The following is a 16729-nucleotide window of genomic DNA, read 5'->3' as shown; positions in this document are numbered from 1 at the left end:
GACGGGCCCGTGGCGTGCCGCGCCGCCGCGGAGCCGACCCCCACCCGGTCGGACTATCAGGTCAGACGTTCAGTCGCTGACCCGGCACGATCACGTCCGGGTCGGAGCCGATGACCTGCCGGTTGGCCGCGTAGAGGTGCTGCCAGCCGGTGCCGTGCCGGGCCGCGATGCGGCTGAGGGTGTCGCCCTGGCGGACGGTGTAGGTGCCGGACGCGCCGCGCGCGGCGCCCCGGTCGGAGCGGGCGGGTGCCGTGCCGGGCCGCTGCCCGACGGCCTTGGGCGCGGGCTTGGCCGCCTTGGGGACCGGCGCCGCGGCGGACGGCGCGCTGCCGTACGCGCCCGCCCGGGCCGCACAGGTGGGCCACGCGCCCCACCCCTGTGCGCGCTGGACCTTGCCGGCGACAGCGATCTGCTGCGCCTTCGACGCGCGGTCGGCGGTCGGCGCGTAGGCCCCGCCGCCGTAGGCACGCCACGTACCGGCGGAGAACTGCAGCCCGCCGTAGTAGCCGTTGCCCGTGTTGATCTGCCAGTTGCCGCCGCTCTCGCACCGTGCGATGCGGTCCCACACTCCGCTGTCCGCCGCGCCGGCCTGGCCGGTCGCGGCAAGCAGGCCGAGGGGGGCCAGGAGTACGGCCCCTCCGATCACTGCCGTCATGCGCGTCCTGGGACGTGCTGACATGAATATCCCTCTCGAAGGCCCCGGGCTTCCCCCGGCCGTGCGGACCCCTTCGCGCATCCGGCGCCCCGGGGTCCGTTCGGCCCCGCCCGCCGGGGTCGGTCCTGGGTCGTGCTGGTGCGGTCGGCGGACGTACCCGAGCGGTGCTCGCTGCACACGGCGGTGGAATCTAGGAGGCCGCTCGCCCCGGCATCAACCACGCCCTTGTCGCGCCAGGCCAGTCGAGCGTTACCCCGGGTATCGGCGAGTTCAGGACACCCACTTCATCGGGCGATTTCCTGATTTGCGCACCGCGCAGGCCGCCGATCTGTGACTCGGCTCACCGCCCCAACTTCGGTGTCCCCGGCATGTGTTGGCGCGGAGTGACAGATTCCGCCGCCGGTCTCACCCTCCGCTGCGGATGGTTCGATTCCGTTCGCCTTCGCGCGTGACCTGCGCCACTGATCCGCCGTTGTCTTCCTATGAGCCGGACACGCTCCGGCCCGCCACACCCTCCCCATGCACCCCAGATGACGATCCCGAGGAGCCACCCGTGCCGCGCATGCTCGACGTCAGCGACGACGTACGCGCCGAGATCGGCGACGAAGAAGCCGACCGGCTGCTCGCCGGAGAGAACACCCCGGGCAGCTACGACTGCACGTCCTGCCGCACGCCGGGCGACGCCGAACAGGAGCGCACCAGCACCGTCCTGTTCGTCGGCGACGAGACGGCCGTGCTCGCCTTCGCCCACGCCACCTGCCTGCCCTCCCAGATCGTCACGGTCTCCGAGGAGCAGCTGCAGGGCGCCGTGCGGTCGATCACCGGCGAGGACGGCGAGGCCCCGGCCGAGGCCCCCTCGAACCAGGCCGTGCTCGGCGTCACCAGCGGCCTCGTCCTGATCGAGGGCGAGCTGCGCCCCGCGCTCGTCGTCGAGCCGACCGGGCCCATCGCCCGCCCCGGCGCCGCACCGGGCGGCGGCGACGACTTCCTGCCGCTCCTGATCGAGCAGGGCTTCATGCCGGTCGCCTCGCTCGACTCCGTGCCGCCCGCGCTGCCCGGCTGGTCGGTGCTGCTCGCCATGGGACAGCTGCACGCCGTCCTGCAGCCCGGCACCTCCGGCGGCTCCCCGGTCGCCTGGTGGCAGGCGCACCACCCGCTCCAGGTCACCGAGGACTGGCGGACCGCGGCCAACAAGACGCACACCGTGCTGCTCTTCGCCGCCCCCGTCGGCTCCATCGGCCGCCAGCCGCGCGAGGACCTGCTGCGGGACGCCCTGGACAAGGCGGCGACCCTCGGCCGCCTCGTCGCGTGCGCGATGCCGCTCGCCGGCACCTGATCGCCGGGCCCCGCGGGGGCCGCTCCGCTTCCCGAACGCGCCGGTCACACCGGTTTCGGACCGGGAAAGCGGCGCGGCCCCCGCATCCGTAGGGCGCCGCTTTCGTTGGCACAGACGTGCACCCATACGACCCCTCCCGCCACCGGCCGGCGTACCAGAACCCCATCCCGTCCATGCGTACGGCGCAGGACACGACGGGCGAGCACTCGGCCACACCCATCTACGACACGCTGTACTCGGAGTACCTGAGGGCCTTCAGGGCCCTGCCGGGCGACCGGACCGGCGAGGAGGAGCTGGGGTTCACCGCCTTCGGCACGGGGCCCTACGGCAGCCAGCACCGGCACGACTACCGCCACGACCAGCGGCACGGCTCCTACGGCCAGTTCCAGGTGGCCCGCTACGGCCAGCACGACCACTACATGGGCCACCACCCCACCGGCCACCACCAGTTCCCCGCGGCCCTGCCCCCCGGCCCGCGCCGCGAACACTGAGCCAGCCCTCGGACAGCCGAATGCCCGGCCCCCCACGAAGGGGGCCGGGCATTCCCGTCAGGGGCGGACGGGCGCGCGGGCGCCCGAACGGCTACTTCTTGCGGCCGCGCTTCTCGCGCACCCGCACCGAGATGTGGATCGGCGTGCCCTCGAAGCCGAACTCCTCGCGCAGCCGGCGCTCCAGGAAGCGGCGGTAGCCCGCCTCGATGAAGCCGGAGGCGAAGAAGACGAACCGCGGCGGCTTGGTGCCCGCCTGCGTGCCGAAGAGGATGCGGGGCTGCTTGCCGCCGCGGACCGGGTGCGGGTGGGAGGCGACGATCTCGCCGAGGAACGCGTTCAGCCGGCCGGTCGGCACGCGCGTCTCCCAGCCCGCGAGGGCCGTCTCGATCGCCGGGACGAGCTTCTCCATGTGGCGGCCGGTGCGCGCCGACACGTTCACCCGGGGCGCCCAGGCGACCTGGGCGAGCTCGGTCTCGATCTCCCGCTCCAGGTAGTAGCGGCGCTCCTCGTCGAGGGTGTCCCACTTGTTGTACGCGACCACGATCGCGCGGCCCGCCTCGACGGCCATCGTCATGATGCGCTGGTCCTGGACCGAGATGGTCTCGGAGGAGTCGATGAGGATCACCGCGACCTCCGCCTTCTCGACGGCGGCGGCGGTGCGCAGCGAGGCGTAGTAGTCGGCGCCCTGCTGGAGGTGGACCCGCTTGCGGATGCCCGCGGTGTCGACGAACTTCCAGGTCACGCCGCCCAGCTCGATGAGCTCGTCGACCGGGTCGCGGGTGGTGCCCGCCAGCTCGTTGACGACCACGCGGTCCTCGTTGGCCACCTTGTTGAGCAGGGAGGACTTGCCCACGTTCGGCCGGCCGATGAGGGCGATGCGGCGCGGGCCGCCGAGGGCCGCGCCGAAGGTCTGGGAGGGGGCCTCGGGCAGCGCCTCCAGGACGGCGTCCAGCATGTCGCCGGTGCCGCGGCCGTGCAGCGCGGAGACGGGGTGCGGCTCGCCGAGGCCGAGGGCCCACAGGGCGGTGGCGTCGGCCTCGCCGGACGGGCCGTCGACCTTGTTGGCGCACAGCACGACGGGCTTGCCGGCCTTGCGCAGCAGGCGCACGACGGCCTCGTCGGTGTCGGTGGCGCCGACCGTGGCGTCGACGACGAAGACCACGGCGTCCGCCGCCTCGATCGCGTACTCCGCCTGGGCGGCGACGGACGCGTCGATGCCGAGCACGTCCTGCTCCCAGCCGCCGGTGTCGACGAGCTTGAAGCGGCGGCCCGACCACTCGGCCTCGTAGGTGACGCGGTCGCGGGTCACGCCGGGGCGGTCCTCCACGACGGCCTCGCGGCGGCCGATGATGCGGTTCACCAGGGTCGACTTGCCGACATTGGGCCGGCCGATGACGGCGAGGACGGGCAGCGGGCCGTGGCCCGCCTCCTCGATGGCGCCCTCGACGTCCTCGACGTCGAAGCCCTCCTCGGCGGCGAGCTCCATGAACTGTGCGTACTCGGCGTCGCCGAGCGCCCCGTGGTCGTGCTCGGCGAAGCCGTCGCCCTCGGGCTGGGTCTGATCGTTCATGAAGTCCGTACCTCGTCGTTCATCGTGGTGATCGGTGCACCGGCCTCTCGTGTCGGCCGGGGCACTACTTGATAAGTCTCGCTCAGCGCCCGGTCAGGCGCCTGGCGTTTTCCAGGTGGGCGGTGAGCCGCTCCTGGATGCGCACGGTCGCCTCGTCGAGCGCCTTGCGCGTGCGGCGGCCGCTGCCGTCGCCCGCGTCGAAGGGGTCTCCGAAGACCACGTCGACCCGGCTGCGCAGCGGGGGCAGCTGCTTGATCAACCGTCCCGGGCGCTCGGTGCTTCCCAGCACCGCGACCGGCACGATCGGGGCACCGGCGCGCACCGCGAAGTACGCGAGCCCGGCCCGCAGCGAGGCGAAATCGCCCTCGCCCCGGGTGCCCTCCGGGAAGATCCCGAGGACGCCGCCCTGTTCCAGGACCGCGACGGCCCGGGTGATGGCCGTGCGGTCGGCGCCCGAGCGGTCCACCTTCAGCTGGCCGATCCCGTGCAGGAACGGGCCGAGCGGGCCGATGAACGCTTCCTTCTTGATCAGGAAGTGCGTCGGCCGGGGCGCGACGCCCATGACCATCGGGCCGTCCACGTTGTGCGCGTGGTTGACCGCCAGGATGACGGGGCCGCTCGCGGGCACCCGCCAGGCGCCCAGCACGCGCGGCTTCCACAGCCCGTACATGAGGCCGACGCCGATGCGGCGGCCGACCTCGGCGCCCCGCTCCGAGGCGCCCCGCTCCGAGGCCCCCCGGTCGGCGGCCCCCCGGTCGGAGGGAGCCCCGCTCACTTCCCGGCCCGCTTCTCCTCGACGAGGGTCACGACGCACTCGATGACCTGCTGGAGCGTGAGCTCGGTGGTGTCGACCTCGGCGGCGTCACCGGCCTTGGCCAGCGGGGACGTCTTGCGGCTGGAGTCGGCCGCGTCCCGCTTGATCAGGGCCTCCTGGGTCGCCTTGACGTCGGCGCCCTTGAGCTCGCCGGAGCGGCGGGCCGCGCGCGCCTCGGGCGAGGCGGTGAGGAAGATCTTCAGGTCGGCGTCGGGCAGCACGGTCGTACCGATGTCACGGCCCTCGACGACGATGCCCTTCTCGGCCGAGCGGGCGATGGCGCGCTGCAGCTCGGTGATGCGGGTGCGCACCTCGGGGACGGCGCTGACCGCGCTGACCTTGGAGGTCACCTCGGCGGTGCGGATGGGGCCCGCGACGTCCGTGCCGTCGACCGTGATGGTCGGGGCGAGCGGGTCGGTGCCGGAGACGATCTCGGGCTTGCCCGCGACGGCGGCGATGGCGCTCGGGTCGGTGAGGTCGATGCCGTTGTGCACCATCCACCAGGTGATCGCCCGGTACTGGGCACCGGTGTCCAGGTAGCTGAGGCCGAGCTGGGCGGCGACGGCCTTGGAGGTGCTCGACTTGCCCGTGCCGGAGGGACCGTCGATGGCGACGATCACGGCTGCCGGGGCGGCGGTTGCTGCGGAGTCCACGGGGTGCGGGCACCTTTCGCTGTACGCGGGCCAGGGAAGCGGGACGCGAACGCGCCCCGCACAAGGTTACTGGCTCCCGCACGCTGCCCCGACAGCCCCCGCGACGGCCGCCCTACTGCCGTATCGACCAGCCCCGCTCCCGCAGCGAGGCGCTCAGCACCGGCGCGGACGACGGCTCGACCATCAGCTGCACCAGACCGGCCTGCTGCCCGGTGGCGTGCTCGATGCGCACGTCCTCGATGTTCACGCCCGCCCGGTCCGCGTCGGCGAAGATGCGGGCCAGCTGGCCCGGCTGGTCGTCGATCAGCACCGCGACGACCTCGTAGGCCGCCGGGGCCGCGCCGTGCTTGCCGGGCACCCGGGTCTGGCCCGCGTTGCCGCGCCGCAGCACGCTCTCGACGCCCGCCACGCCCTCGGAGCGCTTGCCCTCGTCGGCGGACTGCAGCGCGCGCAGCGCCGCCACGGTGTCGTCCAGGTCGGTGGCGACCGCGGCGAGCAGGTCGGCGACCGGGCCGGGGTTGGCGGAGAGGATGTCGATCCACATCCGCGGGTCGGACGCGGCGATCCGCGTGACGTCACGGATGCCCTGGCCGCACAGCCGGACCGCGGTCTCCTCGGCGTGCTCCAGGCGGGCCGCGACCATGCTGGAGACCAGGTGCGGCATGTGCGAGACGAGGGCGACCGCGCGGTCGTGCGCGTCGGCCGCCATGACGACCGGCACGGCGCGGCAGAGCGCGACCAGCTCCAGGGCGAGGTTGAGCACCTCGGTGTCGGTGTCCGGGGTCGGGGTGAGCACCCAGGGGCGGCCCTCGAAGAGGTCGGCGGTGGCGGCCAGCGGGCCGCTGCGCTCGCGCCCCGACATCGGGTGCGTGCCGATGTACGGGGTGAGGTCGAGGCCGAGCGCCTCCACATCCCGGCGCGGGCCGCCCTTGACGCTCGCCACGTCGAGGTAGCCGCGCGCCGCCCCGCGCCGCATGACGTCGGCGAGCGTGGTCGCGACGTGCGCGGGCGGCACGGCGACCACGCACAGGTCGACGGGCCCCGCGGGCTCCTGGTCGGTGCCGGCGCCGAGCGCGGCGGCGGTGCGGGCCTGCGCCGGGTCGTGGTCGGCGAGGTGCACGGCGACACCGCGGGAGGCGAGGGCCAGGGCTGCGGAGGTACCGATCAGGCCGGTGCCGATGACGAGGGCGGTTCTCACTGGGCGATGTCCTTGCGGAGTGCGGCCGCGGCGCCGAGGTACACGTGCGTGACCTCGGAGCGGGGCCGGTCGGTGTCGATGTGCGCGAGGATGCGCACGACGCGGGGCATGGCACCGTGCACGTCCAGTTCCTGCGCGCAGATCAGCGGTACGTCGACGATGCCGAGACCGCGGGCGGCGGCCGCCGGGAAGTCGGCGTGCAGGTCGGGCGTGGCCGTGAACCAGATGCTGATCAGGTCGTCCGCCGTCAGGCCGTTGCGCTCCAGGACGGCGGTGAGCAGCGCGCCGACCTGCTCCCCCATGTGCCCGGCCTCGTCCCGTTCCAGTTGGACGGCGCCCCGGACCGCTCGTACCGCCACAGTGCTGCTCCTCGCTCGCGTACGTACGACTGCTGTACGACAAGCGTAGTCAGGGCCCGGCACGCGAGTGCGCGGCGCCCGTCTGCCGAGACGGGCGCCGCGCACGGTACCGAGGGGGGTCAGAGCTGCTGCTGCCGGATCAGGTCCTCGAGCGACCCGGAGGGCACCTGGCCCTCGGGGGTCAGCTTGTCGACGGCCTGCGGCAGCACCTGAGCGATCTCGTTCGCGGCCTGCTCAGGGGAGACTCCGGCCTCCTCGGCGGCTTGCCGGAGGGCGTCGTCGGGCAGGGCCTGCTGCACCTGCTCGCCGGTGACCTCCTTGTTCTCTCCGGTGCCGACCCAGGACTGGGCCTGGTCGACGAGCCCCGCCTTGTTCAGGCCCTCCAGCAGGCCGGACAGCGGGTTGCCGCCGCTCGCGCCGCCCTTGCTCATCAGGGCGCCGAGCAGCGCGGCCAGGATGTTCCCGCCGCCGCCGGCGCCGGATGAGCCGCCCTGCTGGCCGCCGCCCAGGAGACCGCCGAGAAGGCTGCCCAGATCGTTACCCGCCATGGTGGTGCCTTTCGCGTGAGGGGCCGGACCCGCGCGCCCCACCGGGCCGCGGACCTCGGACCCTGCCAATGTCACCCGGATCGGCACCTGTCGCCACTTGGGCCGAACGGGGGTCCGGCCGGGCCGCCGGGCGCGGGCGGATCCGGCCGCCGGAAATTCGGTCACCCCTGGGCCGGGCCCGGCCGTACGCTCCCCGCATGCACCCTCAGGACCTGGTACGCGACCACACGGTCTACTCCTGCGTGATGGGCTCGCGCGCCTTCGGCCTGGCCACGGAGTCCAGCGACACCGACCGCAGGGGCGTCTTCCTGGCCCCCACCCCGCTGTTCTGGCGGTTCGAGAAGCCCCCGACGCATGTGGACGGGCCCGCCGACGAGCAGTTCAGCTGGGAGCTGGAGCGTTTTTGCGGGTTGGCCCTGCGCGCCGACCCGAACGTCCTGGAGTGCCTGCACTCCCCGCTCGTGGAGCGGCTCACGGACACCGGCCGGGAACTGCTCGACCTGCGCGGCGCCTTCCTCTCCCGCCGGGCCCACGCGACCTTCGCCGGCTACGCGCTGGGCCAGCGCAAGAAGCTGGAGGCGGACGTGCGCACGCACGGCGCCCCGCGCTGGAAGCACGCGATGCACATGCTGCGGCTCCTGATGTCCTGCCGGGACCTGCTGCGCACCGGCGAGCTGACGACCGACGTCGGCGAGCGGCGCGATGAGTTGCTCGCGGTCAAGCGCGGCGAGGTCTCCTGGCCCCGGGTCGAGTCCTGGATGAACCGGCTGGCCGCCGAGGCCGACGAGGCGGCGCCGCACAGCCCGCTGCCCGCAGGACCCGACCTGCGGCGCGTCGAGGACTTCCTCCTCCGCACCCGGCGGGCGTCGGCCCTCGGCTCCCCGCGGCCGCACCCGGACGACGAGGTCGGGCAGGGCGTCGTGGGCGGTGTGCGCCCCGGGCAGCGCTGAGTCGGCCTGCGCCTCGTCGAGGACGGCGGGCACGCCACCTCGCCCACCAGCGTGGGCGGATCGGCGATCACCTGACCGCTGCGGGTGCGCGCCGCGCAGGTCCCTCCAGGTCGACGGCGAGGCCCGGGTCGGTGTTCACGGCTCAGGAATCCCAGAGCGCGCCGAACGCGAGCAGCTCGTCCCGGTGTTCGATCCGCTCCGTCCACGCGGCGGGCCAGGCGTCCGCCCCGAGGTGGGCGCCCGCGAAGGCGCCGGCGAGGCAGGCGATCGAGTCCGAGTCGCCGGACGTGCAGGCCGCCCTGCGCACCGCGGTGACCGGCTCGTCGACGAACATCAGGAAGCAGAGCAGCCCGGTGGCGAGGGCCTCCTCGGCGATCCAGCCCGCGCCGGTGGCCAGGCACGGGTCGGTCTCCGGGTTGGCGTGCTTCAGGGCGCCCTCGAGGCGCTCCAGGACGGCCAGGCACTCGTCCCAGCCGCGGCGGATGAAGGCCCGCGGTGTCGGCGACCCGTCCCGCGTCCACAGCTCGCCGAGCCAGCGCTCGTGGTACGTCTCGCGGTTCTCGTACGCGTACGAGCGGAGGAGTCCGACCAGGCCCGTCGGCTCGGCCCCCGCGGCGAGCAGCCGCACGGCGTGCGCGGTGAGGTCGGAGGCGGCCAGCGCCGTCGGGTGGCCGTGGGTGAGCCCGGACTGGAGCTGCGCGGCGCCCGCCCGCTGTTCGTCGCTCAGGCCGGGGGCGAGTCCGAGGGGCGCGACGCGCATGTTGGCGCCGCAGCCCTTGGAGTGCACCTGGCTCGCCTCCTCCCAGGGCCTGCCGTTCTTGAGGTGGTTGCAGGCCGTCAGGCAGGTGTTGCCGGGCGCGCGGTTGTTCTCCGGCGACTGGTACCAGTCCACGAACTCCTCGCGCAGCGGCCGCTCCAGGCGCTTGGGCCCGAGCGTCCCCCGGTCCATGGCGGTGCGCAGCGCGCGGGCCAGCGCGAGCGTCATCTGGGTGTCGTCCGTGATGAAGGCCCGGCCGGGCAGCTCCATCTCGCGCCAGGGCCCGCACTTGGAGAGGATCGACGGTACGTCGTTGAACTCGGTCGGGAACCCCAGGGCGTCCCCGAGGGCCAGCCCGACGAGGGATCCGGTGGCGGAGCCCGTCATGACGAGCTCCCTTCCGGGGCGGGGCGCAGCAGCGGCGGGTGCAGGGCGCTCGCGGTGCCGGCCCGGAAGAGGGCGGCGGGTTTGCCGCGCCCCCCGGTCAGCCGGGCCGCGCCCGGCACGGCCTCGACGAGTCCGGCGGTGCCGACGACCTTGCGGCGGAAGTTGGCGGGGTCGAGCTCGGCGCCCCACACCGCCTCGTAGACCTGGCGCAGCTCGCCGAGGGTGAACTCGGGGGCGCAGAAGGCGGTGGCGAGGCCGGTGTACTCCAGCTTGGCGCCGACCCGGTCGTGGGCGTCGGCGAGGATCCGGTCGTGGTCGAAGGCGAGCGGCCGGTAGGTCGCCGGGCTGTAGGGCAGCCAGGCCGCGCGGGCCGCGTCGCCGCCCCCGTGGACCTCCGGCGGGTCGGGCACGAGCGCGGCGAAGGCGACGGAGACGACCCGCATGCGCGGGTCGCGGTCCGGGTCGCTGTAGGTGCGCACCTGCTCCAGGTGCAGCCGCCGCACGTCGGAGATCCCGGTCTCCTCGGCCAGCTCCCGCCCCGCGGCCTGCTCGGCGGACTCCTCGGGGAGCACGAACCCGCCGGGCAGCGCCCAGCGGCCCGCGTACGGCTCCTGGCCGCGCTCGACGAGCAGCACGTGCAGCGCGCCGTCGCGGACGGTGAACACGGCGAGGTCCACGGTGACGGCAAAGGGCTCGAAGGCGTGCTTGTCATACCCCTGCATGCACAACCACCCCCCTCTCTTTATAGTCCTGTTGACTATAAAGAGAGGGGGGTGGGCCGCGCAAGGGATTCCCGGAGGCGGGCTCCGGAAGGGGCTCCTAGAGGTCGACCTCCTTCATCAGCATGCCGACCTCGGTGTTGGACAGGCGGCGCAGCCAGCCGGACTTCTGGTCGCCCAGGGTGATCGGCCCGAAGGCCACCCGCACCAGCTTGTCGACCGGGAACCCGGCCTCGGCGAGCATCCGCCGCACGATGTGCTTGCGGCCCTCGTGCAGGGTGACCTCGACCAGGTAGTTCTTGCCGGTCTGCTCGACGACGCGGAAGTGGTCCGCCTTCGCGTACCCGTCCTCCAGCTGGATGCCGTCCTTGAGCTGCTTGCCCAGGTCACGCGGGATCGGGCCCACGATGTGCGCGAGGTAGACCTTCTTCACGCCGTACTTGGGGTGGGTCAGGCGGTGCGCGAGCTCACCGTGGTTGGTGAGCAGGATGACGCCCTCGGTCTCGGTGTCGAGCCGCCCCACGTGGAACAGCCGCGTCTCGCGGTTGTTCGTGTAGTCCCCGAGGCACTGACGGCCCTCGTTGTCCTCCATCGTGGAGACGACACCGGCCGGCTTGTTCAGCGCGAAGAACTGGTACGACTGCGTGGCCACGGTCAGCCCGTCGACCTTGATCTCGTCCTTCTCGGTGTCGACCCGCAGCCCCTGCTCCAGGACGATCTCGCCGTTGACCTCGACGCGGGCCTGGTCGACCAGCTCCTCGCAGGCGCGCCGCGAGCCGTACCCGGCGCGGGCGAGCACCTTCTGCAGCCGCTCGCCCTCCTGCTCGGCGCCCGGGAAGGTCTTGGGGAGCTTCACGTCCTTCTTGCCCGCGTACCGGTCGCGGTTGCGCTCCTCGGCCCGCGTCTCGTACTCGCGCGAGCGCGACGGCTCGGTCCGGCCGCCGGACGGCTGGCCGCGCCGCGGGCCGCCCTTCGCGCCGCCGCGCGCCGAGGCGCCGCGGCCCGACTTCGGGCCGTCCTGGGTGCCGCCGGGGCCCACGTCGTAGCGACGCTCCTCGGGGCGCGGCTTGCTGGGGCGGCCGCTGCCCTGCTTGTCGTCGCGGCCGTTGCCCGCGCCTCGGTAGTTGCCGCGGCCGCCGGCGCTGCCGCTTCCCCGGCCGCCGCCGGTGCCACCGCGGCTCCCGCCGCCGTTGCCGCGGCCGCCGCTGTTGCCACCACGGCTCCCGCCGTTGTTTCCGCTGCTGTTCCTGCCGCTGCTGCTTCGCATCAAAAGTTCCGTCTAGTCGGCTGTGTCCTGGGGGTACTCGTACCCCGGCGCATCGGGTGCGTCCGGGTCGAACGACGGGACCCCCTCCTGCGTCTCGCCCTCGATCGCGTCCGCCTCGGGGAGGAAGGGCGCGAGCTCGGGGAGCTCGTCCAGGCCGCGCAGGCCCATCCGCTCCAGGAAGTAGTTCGTCGTCCTGTACAGGATCGCACCTGTTTCGGGTTCCGCGCCCGCCTCCTCCACCAGACCCCGCTGCAGGAGGGTGCGCATCACGCCGTCGCAGTTCACCCCGCGCACCGCGGAGACCCTGGAACGGCTGACGGGCTGGCGGTAGGCGACGACCGCGAGGGTCTCCAGAGCCGCCTGGGTGAGCCGGGCCTGCTGCCCGTCCAGGACGAAGCCCTCCACGGCGGGGGCGTACTCGGGCCGCGTGTAGAACCGCCACCCGCCCGCGACGAGCCGCAGCTCGAAGCCGCGCCGCTGCACGGTGTACTCGTCGGCCAGCTCCCGCAGCGCGTCGGCGACCTGGCGCCGGGGCCGCTGCAGGATCTTCGCGAGGTGCTCCTCGGTGGCCGGCTCGTCGACGACCATGAGGACCGCCTCCAGGGCGGGCCGCAGCTCCAGCTCGGCCACGGCACCGGCCGGCTCCCGCACGGGACTGTGCTCGCTCACGCCTTCTCCTCCATCGGCTCGGGGGCCCGGTCGAACTCGTCGGTCACGGTCGGCTCCGCGTCGCCGTCCCCGCCGGTCCAGCGGACCAGCAGCTCGCCCAGCGCGTCCTCCTGGTCCAGGGCGACGGCCTTCTCCCGGTAGAGCTCCAGGAGGGCCAGGAAGCGGGCGACGACCGTCAGGGTGTCCCCCGCGTCCTCCACGAGCACCTGGAAGCTGACCTCGCCCCGCTCGCGCAGCCGGGCGACGACCAGACCCGCCTGCTCCCGCACGGAGACCAGCGGGGCGTGGATGTGGTCGACGTACACCTGCGGCTTCGCGCGCGGCTGCATGGCCTTCACGGCGAGCTGGGCGAATCCGTCCGCGCCGATGCTGATGACCACCTCGGGCAGCAGCTCGGCGTGGTGCGGCTCCAGGCCCACGGTCCGGGGGTAGCGCCGCGCCTCCGCTTCCAGGCGTTCGCTGAAGATGTCCGCGATGCGCTTGTACGCGCGGTACTGCAGGAGCCGCGCGAACAGCAGGTCGCGGGCCTCCAGGAGCGCGAGGTCGGCCTCGTCCTCGACCTCGGCGGCGGGCAGCAGCCGGGCCGCCTTCAGGTCGAGCAGCGTGGCGGCGACGACCAGGAACTCGGTCGTCTGGTCCAGGTCCCAGTCGGCGCCCATGGCCCGGATGTGCGCCATGAACTCGTCGGTCACCTTGGACAGCGCGACCTCGGTGACGTCCAGCTTGTGCTTCGAGATCAGCTGCAGCAGCAGGTCGAAGGGGCCCTCGAAGTTCGCAAGGCGTACCTTGAAGCGCCCGTCACCGGGCTCGGCGGCGCCTTCCCGGCCGCCCGCGCTCTCCGGGCCGGTGGTGGCATGCTGCGGCTCCGCGGACGAGGACTCCGACCCGGCGGGCGACGGCCCGGGGTCGTCCTGCGAGGGCTCCGGTTCGGCCGGCACCGGCTCGGGTCCGGCGGGAGAAGCCCCCGGCCCGCGCCCCAGGATGCGGCGCCGGGCGGCGGGCGGTGTGGATTCACTGTTCGAGGCCATGAGGCCAGAAACGCTACCCCTACCGCCCGCGCAACCGTCGTACGAGAATGCTCGCGTCCCCGCGCGACTCCAGGTCGGCGAGGACGACGGCGACCGCCTCCCGGACGATCCGGCCGCGGTCGACCGCGAGTCCGTGCTCACCGCGCAGCACGAGCCGCGCGTGTTCGAGGTCCATCAGCTCCTCGGCGGAGACGTACACGGTGATCTTCTCGTCGTGCCGCTCACGCCCGCTGGGCCGCCGGTTGGCCGCCCGCGCCCGCCGCCGCGCCTGCGCGGTCGACGCGCCGCCGGACTTGCCGCCGCCCTGGCTGCCCGAACCTTCCTGCGCCGCCGGCCTGCGGCCCGAGCCCTTCTCGCCCTCCGCACCGGCCGCGCGGCTGCGCGACTCGGCGCCGGACTCCGCGTCCGACGCGGTGTGTTCGGCGGGCTCACCGCCCTCGCCCTGGGCCGCCGTGTCCTCGGCCGACGCCGCCGTCTCGTCGCTCTCGCCCGCCGGGGCGGGCACCCGCGCCTCGCCATTCGCCGGGCGCCGCGGAGACGACGACTGGAGCGCCATCCCACCGGTTGTACGGAACAGTTCGTCGGCCCCGGGCAGACTCACTCGGCGTGACACCGGGCGAGCACCTCCCTGGCGAGCTGGCGATAGGCGGCCGCGCCGACCGAGTTGGAGGCGTACGTCGTGATCGGCTCACCGGCGACCGTGGTCTCCGGGAAGCGGACCGTGCGCCCGATGACCGTGTGGTAGACGTGGTCGTCGAAGGCCTCGACCACGCGCGCGAGCACCTCACGGCTGTGCACCGTGCGGGAGTCGTACATCGTCGCGAGGATGCCGTCGAGCTCCAGGTCGGGGTTGAGCCGCTCCTGGACCTTCTCGATGGTCTCGGTCAGCAGGGCCACCCCGCGCAGCGCGAAGAACTCGCACTCGAGCGGCACGATCACCTTGTGGGCCGCCGTCAGGGCGTTCACGGTGAGCAGGCCGAGCGAGGGCTGACAGTCGATCACGATGTAGTCGTAGTCCTGCATCAGCGGCTTCAGGGCGCGCTGCAGCGTGGACTCGCGCGCGACCTCGCTCACCAGCTGGACCTCGGCGGCGGACAGGTCGATGTTGCTCGGCAGCAGGTCCATGTTGGGGACCGCCGTCTTCAGGAGCACCTCGTCCGCGGACATGCCGCGCTCCATGAGGAGGTTGTAGACCGTCAGGTCCAGCTCCATCGGGTTGACCCCGAGACCCACCGAGAGCGCGCCCTGCGGGTCGAAGTCGACCAGCAGGACCCGGCGTCCGTACTCCGCGAGGGCCGCACCCAGGTTGATGGTCGACGTCGTCTTGCCCACGCCGCCCTTCTGGTTGCACATCGCGATGATCTTCGCGGGACCGTGGTCGGTCAGGGGGCCCGGGATCGGGAAGTACGGCAGCGGGCGTCCCGTCGGGCCGATGCGTTCACGGCGCTGGCGGGCGGCGTCCGGCGCGAGCGTGGCCGCGTACTCCGGATCGGGCTCGTACTCGGCGTCGGGGTCGTAGAAGTGCCCCTGGGGCAGTTCCTCGTAGTCGGCGAGGTGGGTGTGGGTGTTATCGCCACTCCGGTCGCCGGCCATGGCGTTCACGTGATGGCCATCCATGCTCTGGGGTGCTGACTGTGTCGGCTGGGGACCCTGCCGGGCCTCGAAGGTGCGGACAGCGACCGAGCCGACGGCCTCGAGCCCCACGGGACCCTGGCCTCGCGCAGACGTTCCTGGTTGACCACCCCCGGGAGCAAATGTCGACTCATTCACAAGTCGTCTTACCTCCTTGGTGACCAGGAAATTTCTCGATAGGTCAGCGTGGCACCATGCCGACGGTTGGCGACTCTATGGCGTGTCACCGGTCGACAGCAACACAATCCGCCGGACCCGGCCCGATGTGTCGGCAACGGAACACCCTTGTGTCAAGGGTGTACGGCTCGCCATCACCACGTTTCGAGGGTGGGCGAATCGGTTAAAGGGTTACGTTCACGGCCAGTTGAGCGTGTCCCGACTGATACGCATACGGCCGGACCCCTCTCAAGGTCCGGCCGCGGGCGTGAGATTGACGACTTTCGTTGACGAAAGCGTCGTGTGACCGACCGGAGTCGGTCACCTGGGTCAGCCGAGGAGCGTCTCCAGCTCGACGTGGTCGAGCCCGTGGGCCTCGGCGACCTCCTTGTAAACGACCTTGCCGTCATGGGTGTTGAGGCCCAGGGCGAGCGCCGGGTCGCGGCGCAGGGCCTCGGCCCAGCCGCGGTTCGCCAGCTCGACGATGTACGGCATCGTCGCGTTGGTCAGCGCGTACGTGGAGGTGTTGGGCACCGCGCCGGGCATGTTGGCGACGCAGTAGAAGACCGAGTTGTGGACCGGGAAGGTCGGCTCGGCGTGCGTGGTGGCGTGCGAGTCCTCGAAGCAGCCGCCCTGGTCGATCGCGATGTCGACAAGGACACTTCCCGGCTTCATGCGCGAGACGAGCTCGTTGGTGACCAGCTTCGGGGCCTTGGCGCCCGGGATGAGCACCGCGCCGATGACGAGGTCGGCCTCCAGGCAGGCCTTCTCCAGCTCGAAGGCGTTGGAGACGACGGTCTGGATCTTCGTGCCGAAGATCTTGTCGGCTTCCTTGAGCTTGTTGATGTCCTTGTCGAGCAGGGTCACGTGGAAGCCCATGCCGATGGCGATCTGCGCGGCGTTCCAGCCGGAGACGCCACCGCCGATGACGACGGCCTTGCCCGCGGCCACACCCGGGACGCCGCCCGGCAGCACGCCGCGGCCGCCGTTGGCGGCCATCAGGTGGTAGGCGCCGACCTGCGGGGCGAGACGGCCCGCGACCTCGGACATCGGGGCGAGCAGCGGGAGCGCGCGGCCCGCGGTCTCCACCGTCTCGTAGGCGATGGCCGTGGTGCCCGACTCCAGGAGCGCGTCCGTGCACTCCTTGGAGGCGGCCAGGTGCAGGTAGGTGAAGAGGGTCTGGTCCTTGCGGAGGCGGTGGTACTCCTCCGCGATGGGCTCCTTGACCTTCAGGAGCAGGTCCGCGGTGGCCCAGACCTCGTCGGCGGTGTCCAGGATCCGGGCACCCGCCGAGACGTACTCGGCGTCCGTGATCGAGGAGCCGACGCCGGCGTTCCGCTCGATGACGACCTGGTGGCCGTGGCGCACCAGCTCGTGCACACCGGCGGGGGTGATGGCCACCCGGAACTCGTTGTTCTTGACCTCGCGGGGGATGCCGACCTTCATCGTCGATCACGGTCCTTGGCTCAGGGGATTTTTCGGGCAATGCGACACAGACCGGTGCACTCGGGGCGCACCGGGGGACACCGCGGAGGTACGC

At 72.9% G+C, this 16729-nt stretch carries 18 protein-coding genes; 3 read left to right on the top strand and 15 right to left on the bottom strand.

The annotated features are described in order from the left end of the window. Positions 1-61: 61 nt before the first annotated feature. On the bottom strand, positions 62-679 hold the full coding sequence (locus ACFYXE_RS35250) for a transglycosylase family protein (protein ID WP_389319670.1): 618 nt from the start codon (positions 677-679) through the stop codon (positions 62-64). Between the two features lie 529 nt (positions 680-1208). On the opposite strand from ACFYXE_RS35250, the gene ACFYXE_RS35245 reads away from it, so the two are divergent. Both ACFYXE_RS35245 and ACFYXE_RS35240 read left to right on the top strand, forming a co-directional pair. Beyond that, complete coding sequence (locus tag ACFYXE_RS35245) at positions 1209-1991, top strand: hypothetical protein (RefSeq protein WP_361180896.1); 783 nt, start codon at positions 1209-1211, stop codon at positions 1989-1991. Positions 1992-2164: 173 nt separating this feature from the next. Next, positions 2165-2482, top strand: coding sequence for a hypothetical protein (locus ACFYXE_RS35240; RefSeq protein WP_389319668.1), 318 nt, complete (start codon positions 2165-2167; stop codon positions 2480-2482). Between the two features lie 91 nt (positions 2483-2573). Here ACFYXE_RS35240 and der read toward each other — a convergent pair whose 3' ends face one another. The 6 genes from der to ACFYXE_RS35210 form a co-directional block, all read right to left on the bottom strand. Next, positions 2574-4052 carry a ribosome biogenesis GTPase Der gene (gene der, locus ACFYXE_RS35235; RefSeq protein ID WP_361180898.1) on the bottom strand — a complete coding sequence of 493 codons (1479 nt, stop codon included), beginning with the start codon at positions 4050-4052 and terminating at the stop codon, positions 2574-2576. 82 nt (positions 4053-4134) lie between these two features. Continuing rightward, complete coding sequence (locus ACFYXE_RS35230) at positions 4135-4866, bottom strand: lysophospholipid acyltransferase family protein (RefSeq protein WP_389319666.1); 732 nt, start codon at positions 4864-4866, stop codon at positions 4135-4137. After that, positions 4824-5519, bottom strand: coding sequence for a (d)CMP kinase (gene cmk / locus ACFYXE_RS35225; RefSeq protein WP_361180899.1), 696 nt, complete (start codon positions 5517-5519; stop codon positions 4824-4826). The genes ACFYXE_RS35230 and cmk overlap by 43 nt, the downstream gene beginning before the upstream one ends. Positions 5520-5631: 112 nt before the next feature. Continuing rightward, the gene (locus ACFYXE_RS35220) at positions 5632-6717 is read right to left on the bottom strand and encodes a prephenate dehydrogenase (RefSeq protein ID WP_389319663.1); all 1086 of its coding nucleotides are present in this window, start codon (positions 6715-6717) and stop codon (positions 5632-5634) included. Next, complete coding sequence (gene aroH / locus ACFYXE_RS35215) at positions 6714-7076, bottom strand: chorismate mutase (RefSeq protein WP_361180901.1); 363 nt, start codon at positions 7074-7076, stop codon at positions 6714-6716. Before aroH ends, ACFYXE_RS35220 begins: the two co-directional genes overlap by 4 nt. A gap of 119 nt (positions 7077-7195) precedes the next feature. After that, positions 7196-7666: a YidB family protein gene (locus ACFYXE_RS35210; protein ID WP_389319889.1), complete on the bottom strand. Its 471-nt coding sequence runs from the start codon at positions 7664-7666 to the stop codon at positions 7196-7198. Between the two features lie 155 nt (positions 7667-7821). Here ACFYXE_RS35210 and ACFYXE_RS35205 point away from each other — a divergent pair, with 155 nt between their 5' ends. Beyond that, entirely contained in the window at positions 7822-8574 is a 753-nt protein-coding gene (locus ACFYXE_RS35205; protein WP_389319661.1) for a DNA polymerase beta superfamily protein, read from the top strand. 142 nt (positions 8575-8716) lie between these two features. Here ACFYXE_RS35205 and ACFYXE_RS35200 read toward each other — a convergent pair whose 3' ends face one another. From ACFYXE_RS35200 to ald, 8 genes are all read right to left on the bottom strand, one after another. Then, positions 8717-9718 (bottom strand): ADP-ribosylglycohydrolase family protein, encoded by a 1002-nt coding sequence (locus tag ACFYXE_RS35200; protein WP_389319659.1) that lies wholly within the window; start codon positions 9716-9718, stop codon positions 8717-8719. After that, a complete protein-coding gene (locus ACFYXE_RS35195) occupies positions 9715-10440 on the bottom strand; it encodes an NUDIX domain-containing protein (protein WP_389319657.1) in 726 nt (241 codons plus the stop codon). Before ACFYXE_RS35195 ends, ACFYXE_RS35200 begins: the two co-directional genes overlap by 4 nt. A 97-nt stretch (positions 10441-10537) precedes the next feature. Further along, positions 10538-11704: a pseudouridine synthase gene (locus ACFYXE_RS35190; RefSeq protein ID WP_361174824.1), complete on the bottom strand. Its 1167-nt coding sequence runs from the start codon at positions 11702-11704 to the stop codon at positions 10538-10540. 12 nt (positions 11705-11716) lie between these two features. Next, the gene (gene scpB / locus ACFYXE_RS35185; protein ID WP_389319655.1) at positions 11717-12373 is read right to left on the bottom strand and encodes an SMC-Scp complex subunit ScpB; all 657 of its coding nucleotides are present in this window, start codon (positions 12371-12373) and stop codon (positions 11717-11719) included. After that, positions 12370-13401: a segregation and condensation protein A gene (locus tag ACFYXE_RS35180; RefSeq protein WP_389319653.1), complete on the bottom strand. Its 1032-nt coding sequence runs from the start codon at positions 13399-13401 to the stop codon at positions 12370-12372. The genes scpB and ACFYXE_RS35180 overlap by 4 nt, the downstream gene beginning before the upstream one ends. A gap of 19 nt (positions 13402-13420) precedes the next feature. Beyond that, entirely contained in the window at positions 13421-14014 is a 594-nt protein-coding gene (locus ACFYXE_RS35175; protein WP_389319651.1) for a hypothetical protein, read from the bottom strand. Continuing rightward, complete coding sequence (locus ACFYXE_RS35170) at positions 13999-15171, bottom strand: ParA family protein (protein ID WP_361174836.1); 1173 nt, start codon at positions 15169-15171, stop codon at positions 13999-14001. Before ACFYXE_RS35170 ends, ACFYXE_RS35175 begins: the two co-directional genes overlap by 16 nt. Before the next feature lie 348 nt (positions 15172-15519). Further along, positions 15520-16635, bottom strand: a complete 1116-nt coding sequence (gene ald, locus ACFYXE_RS35165) for an alanine dehydrogenase (protein ID WP_389319648.1) — start codon at positions 16633-16635, stop codon at positions 15520-15522. Positions 16636-16729 lie beyond the last annotated feature (94 nt).

Origin of the sequence: Streptomyces sp. NPDC002564, assembly GCF_042889645.1 — a bacterium.
In the GTDB taxonomy this organism is placed as follows: domain Bacteria; phylum Actinomycetota; class Actinomycetes; order Streptomycetales; family Streptomycetaceae; genus Streptomyces.
This window is presented reverse-complemented; position numbering and strand designations above follow the sequence as displayed.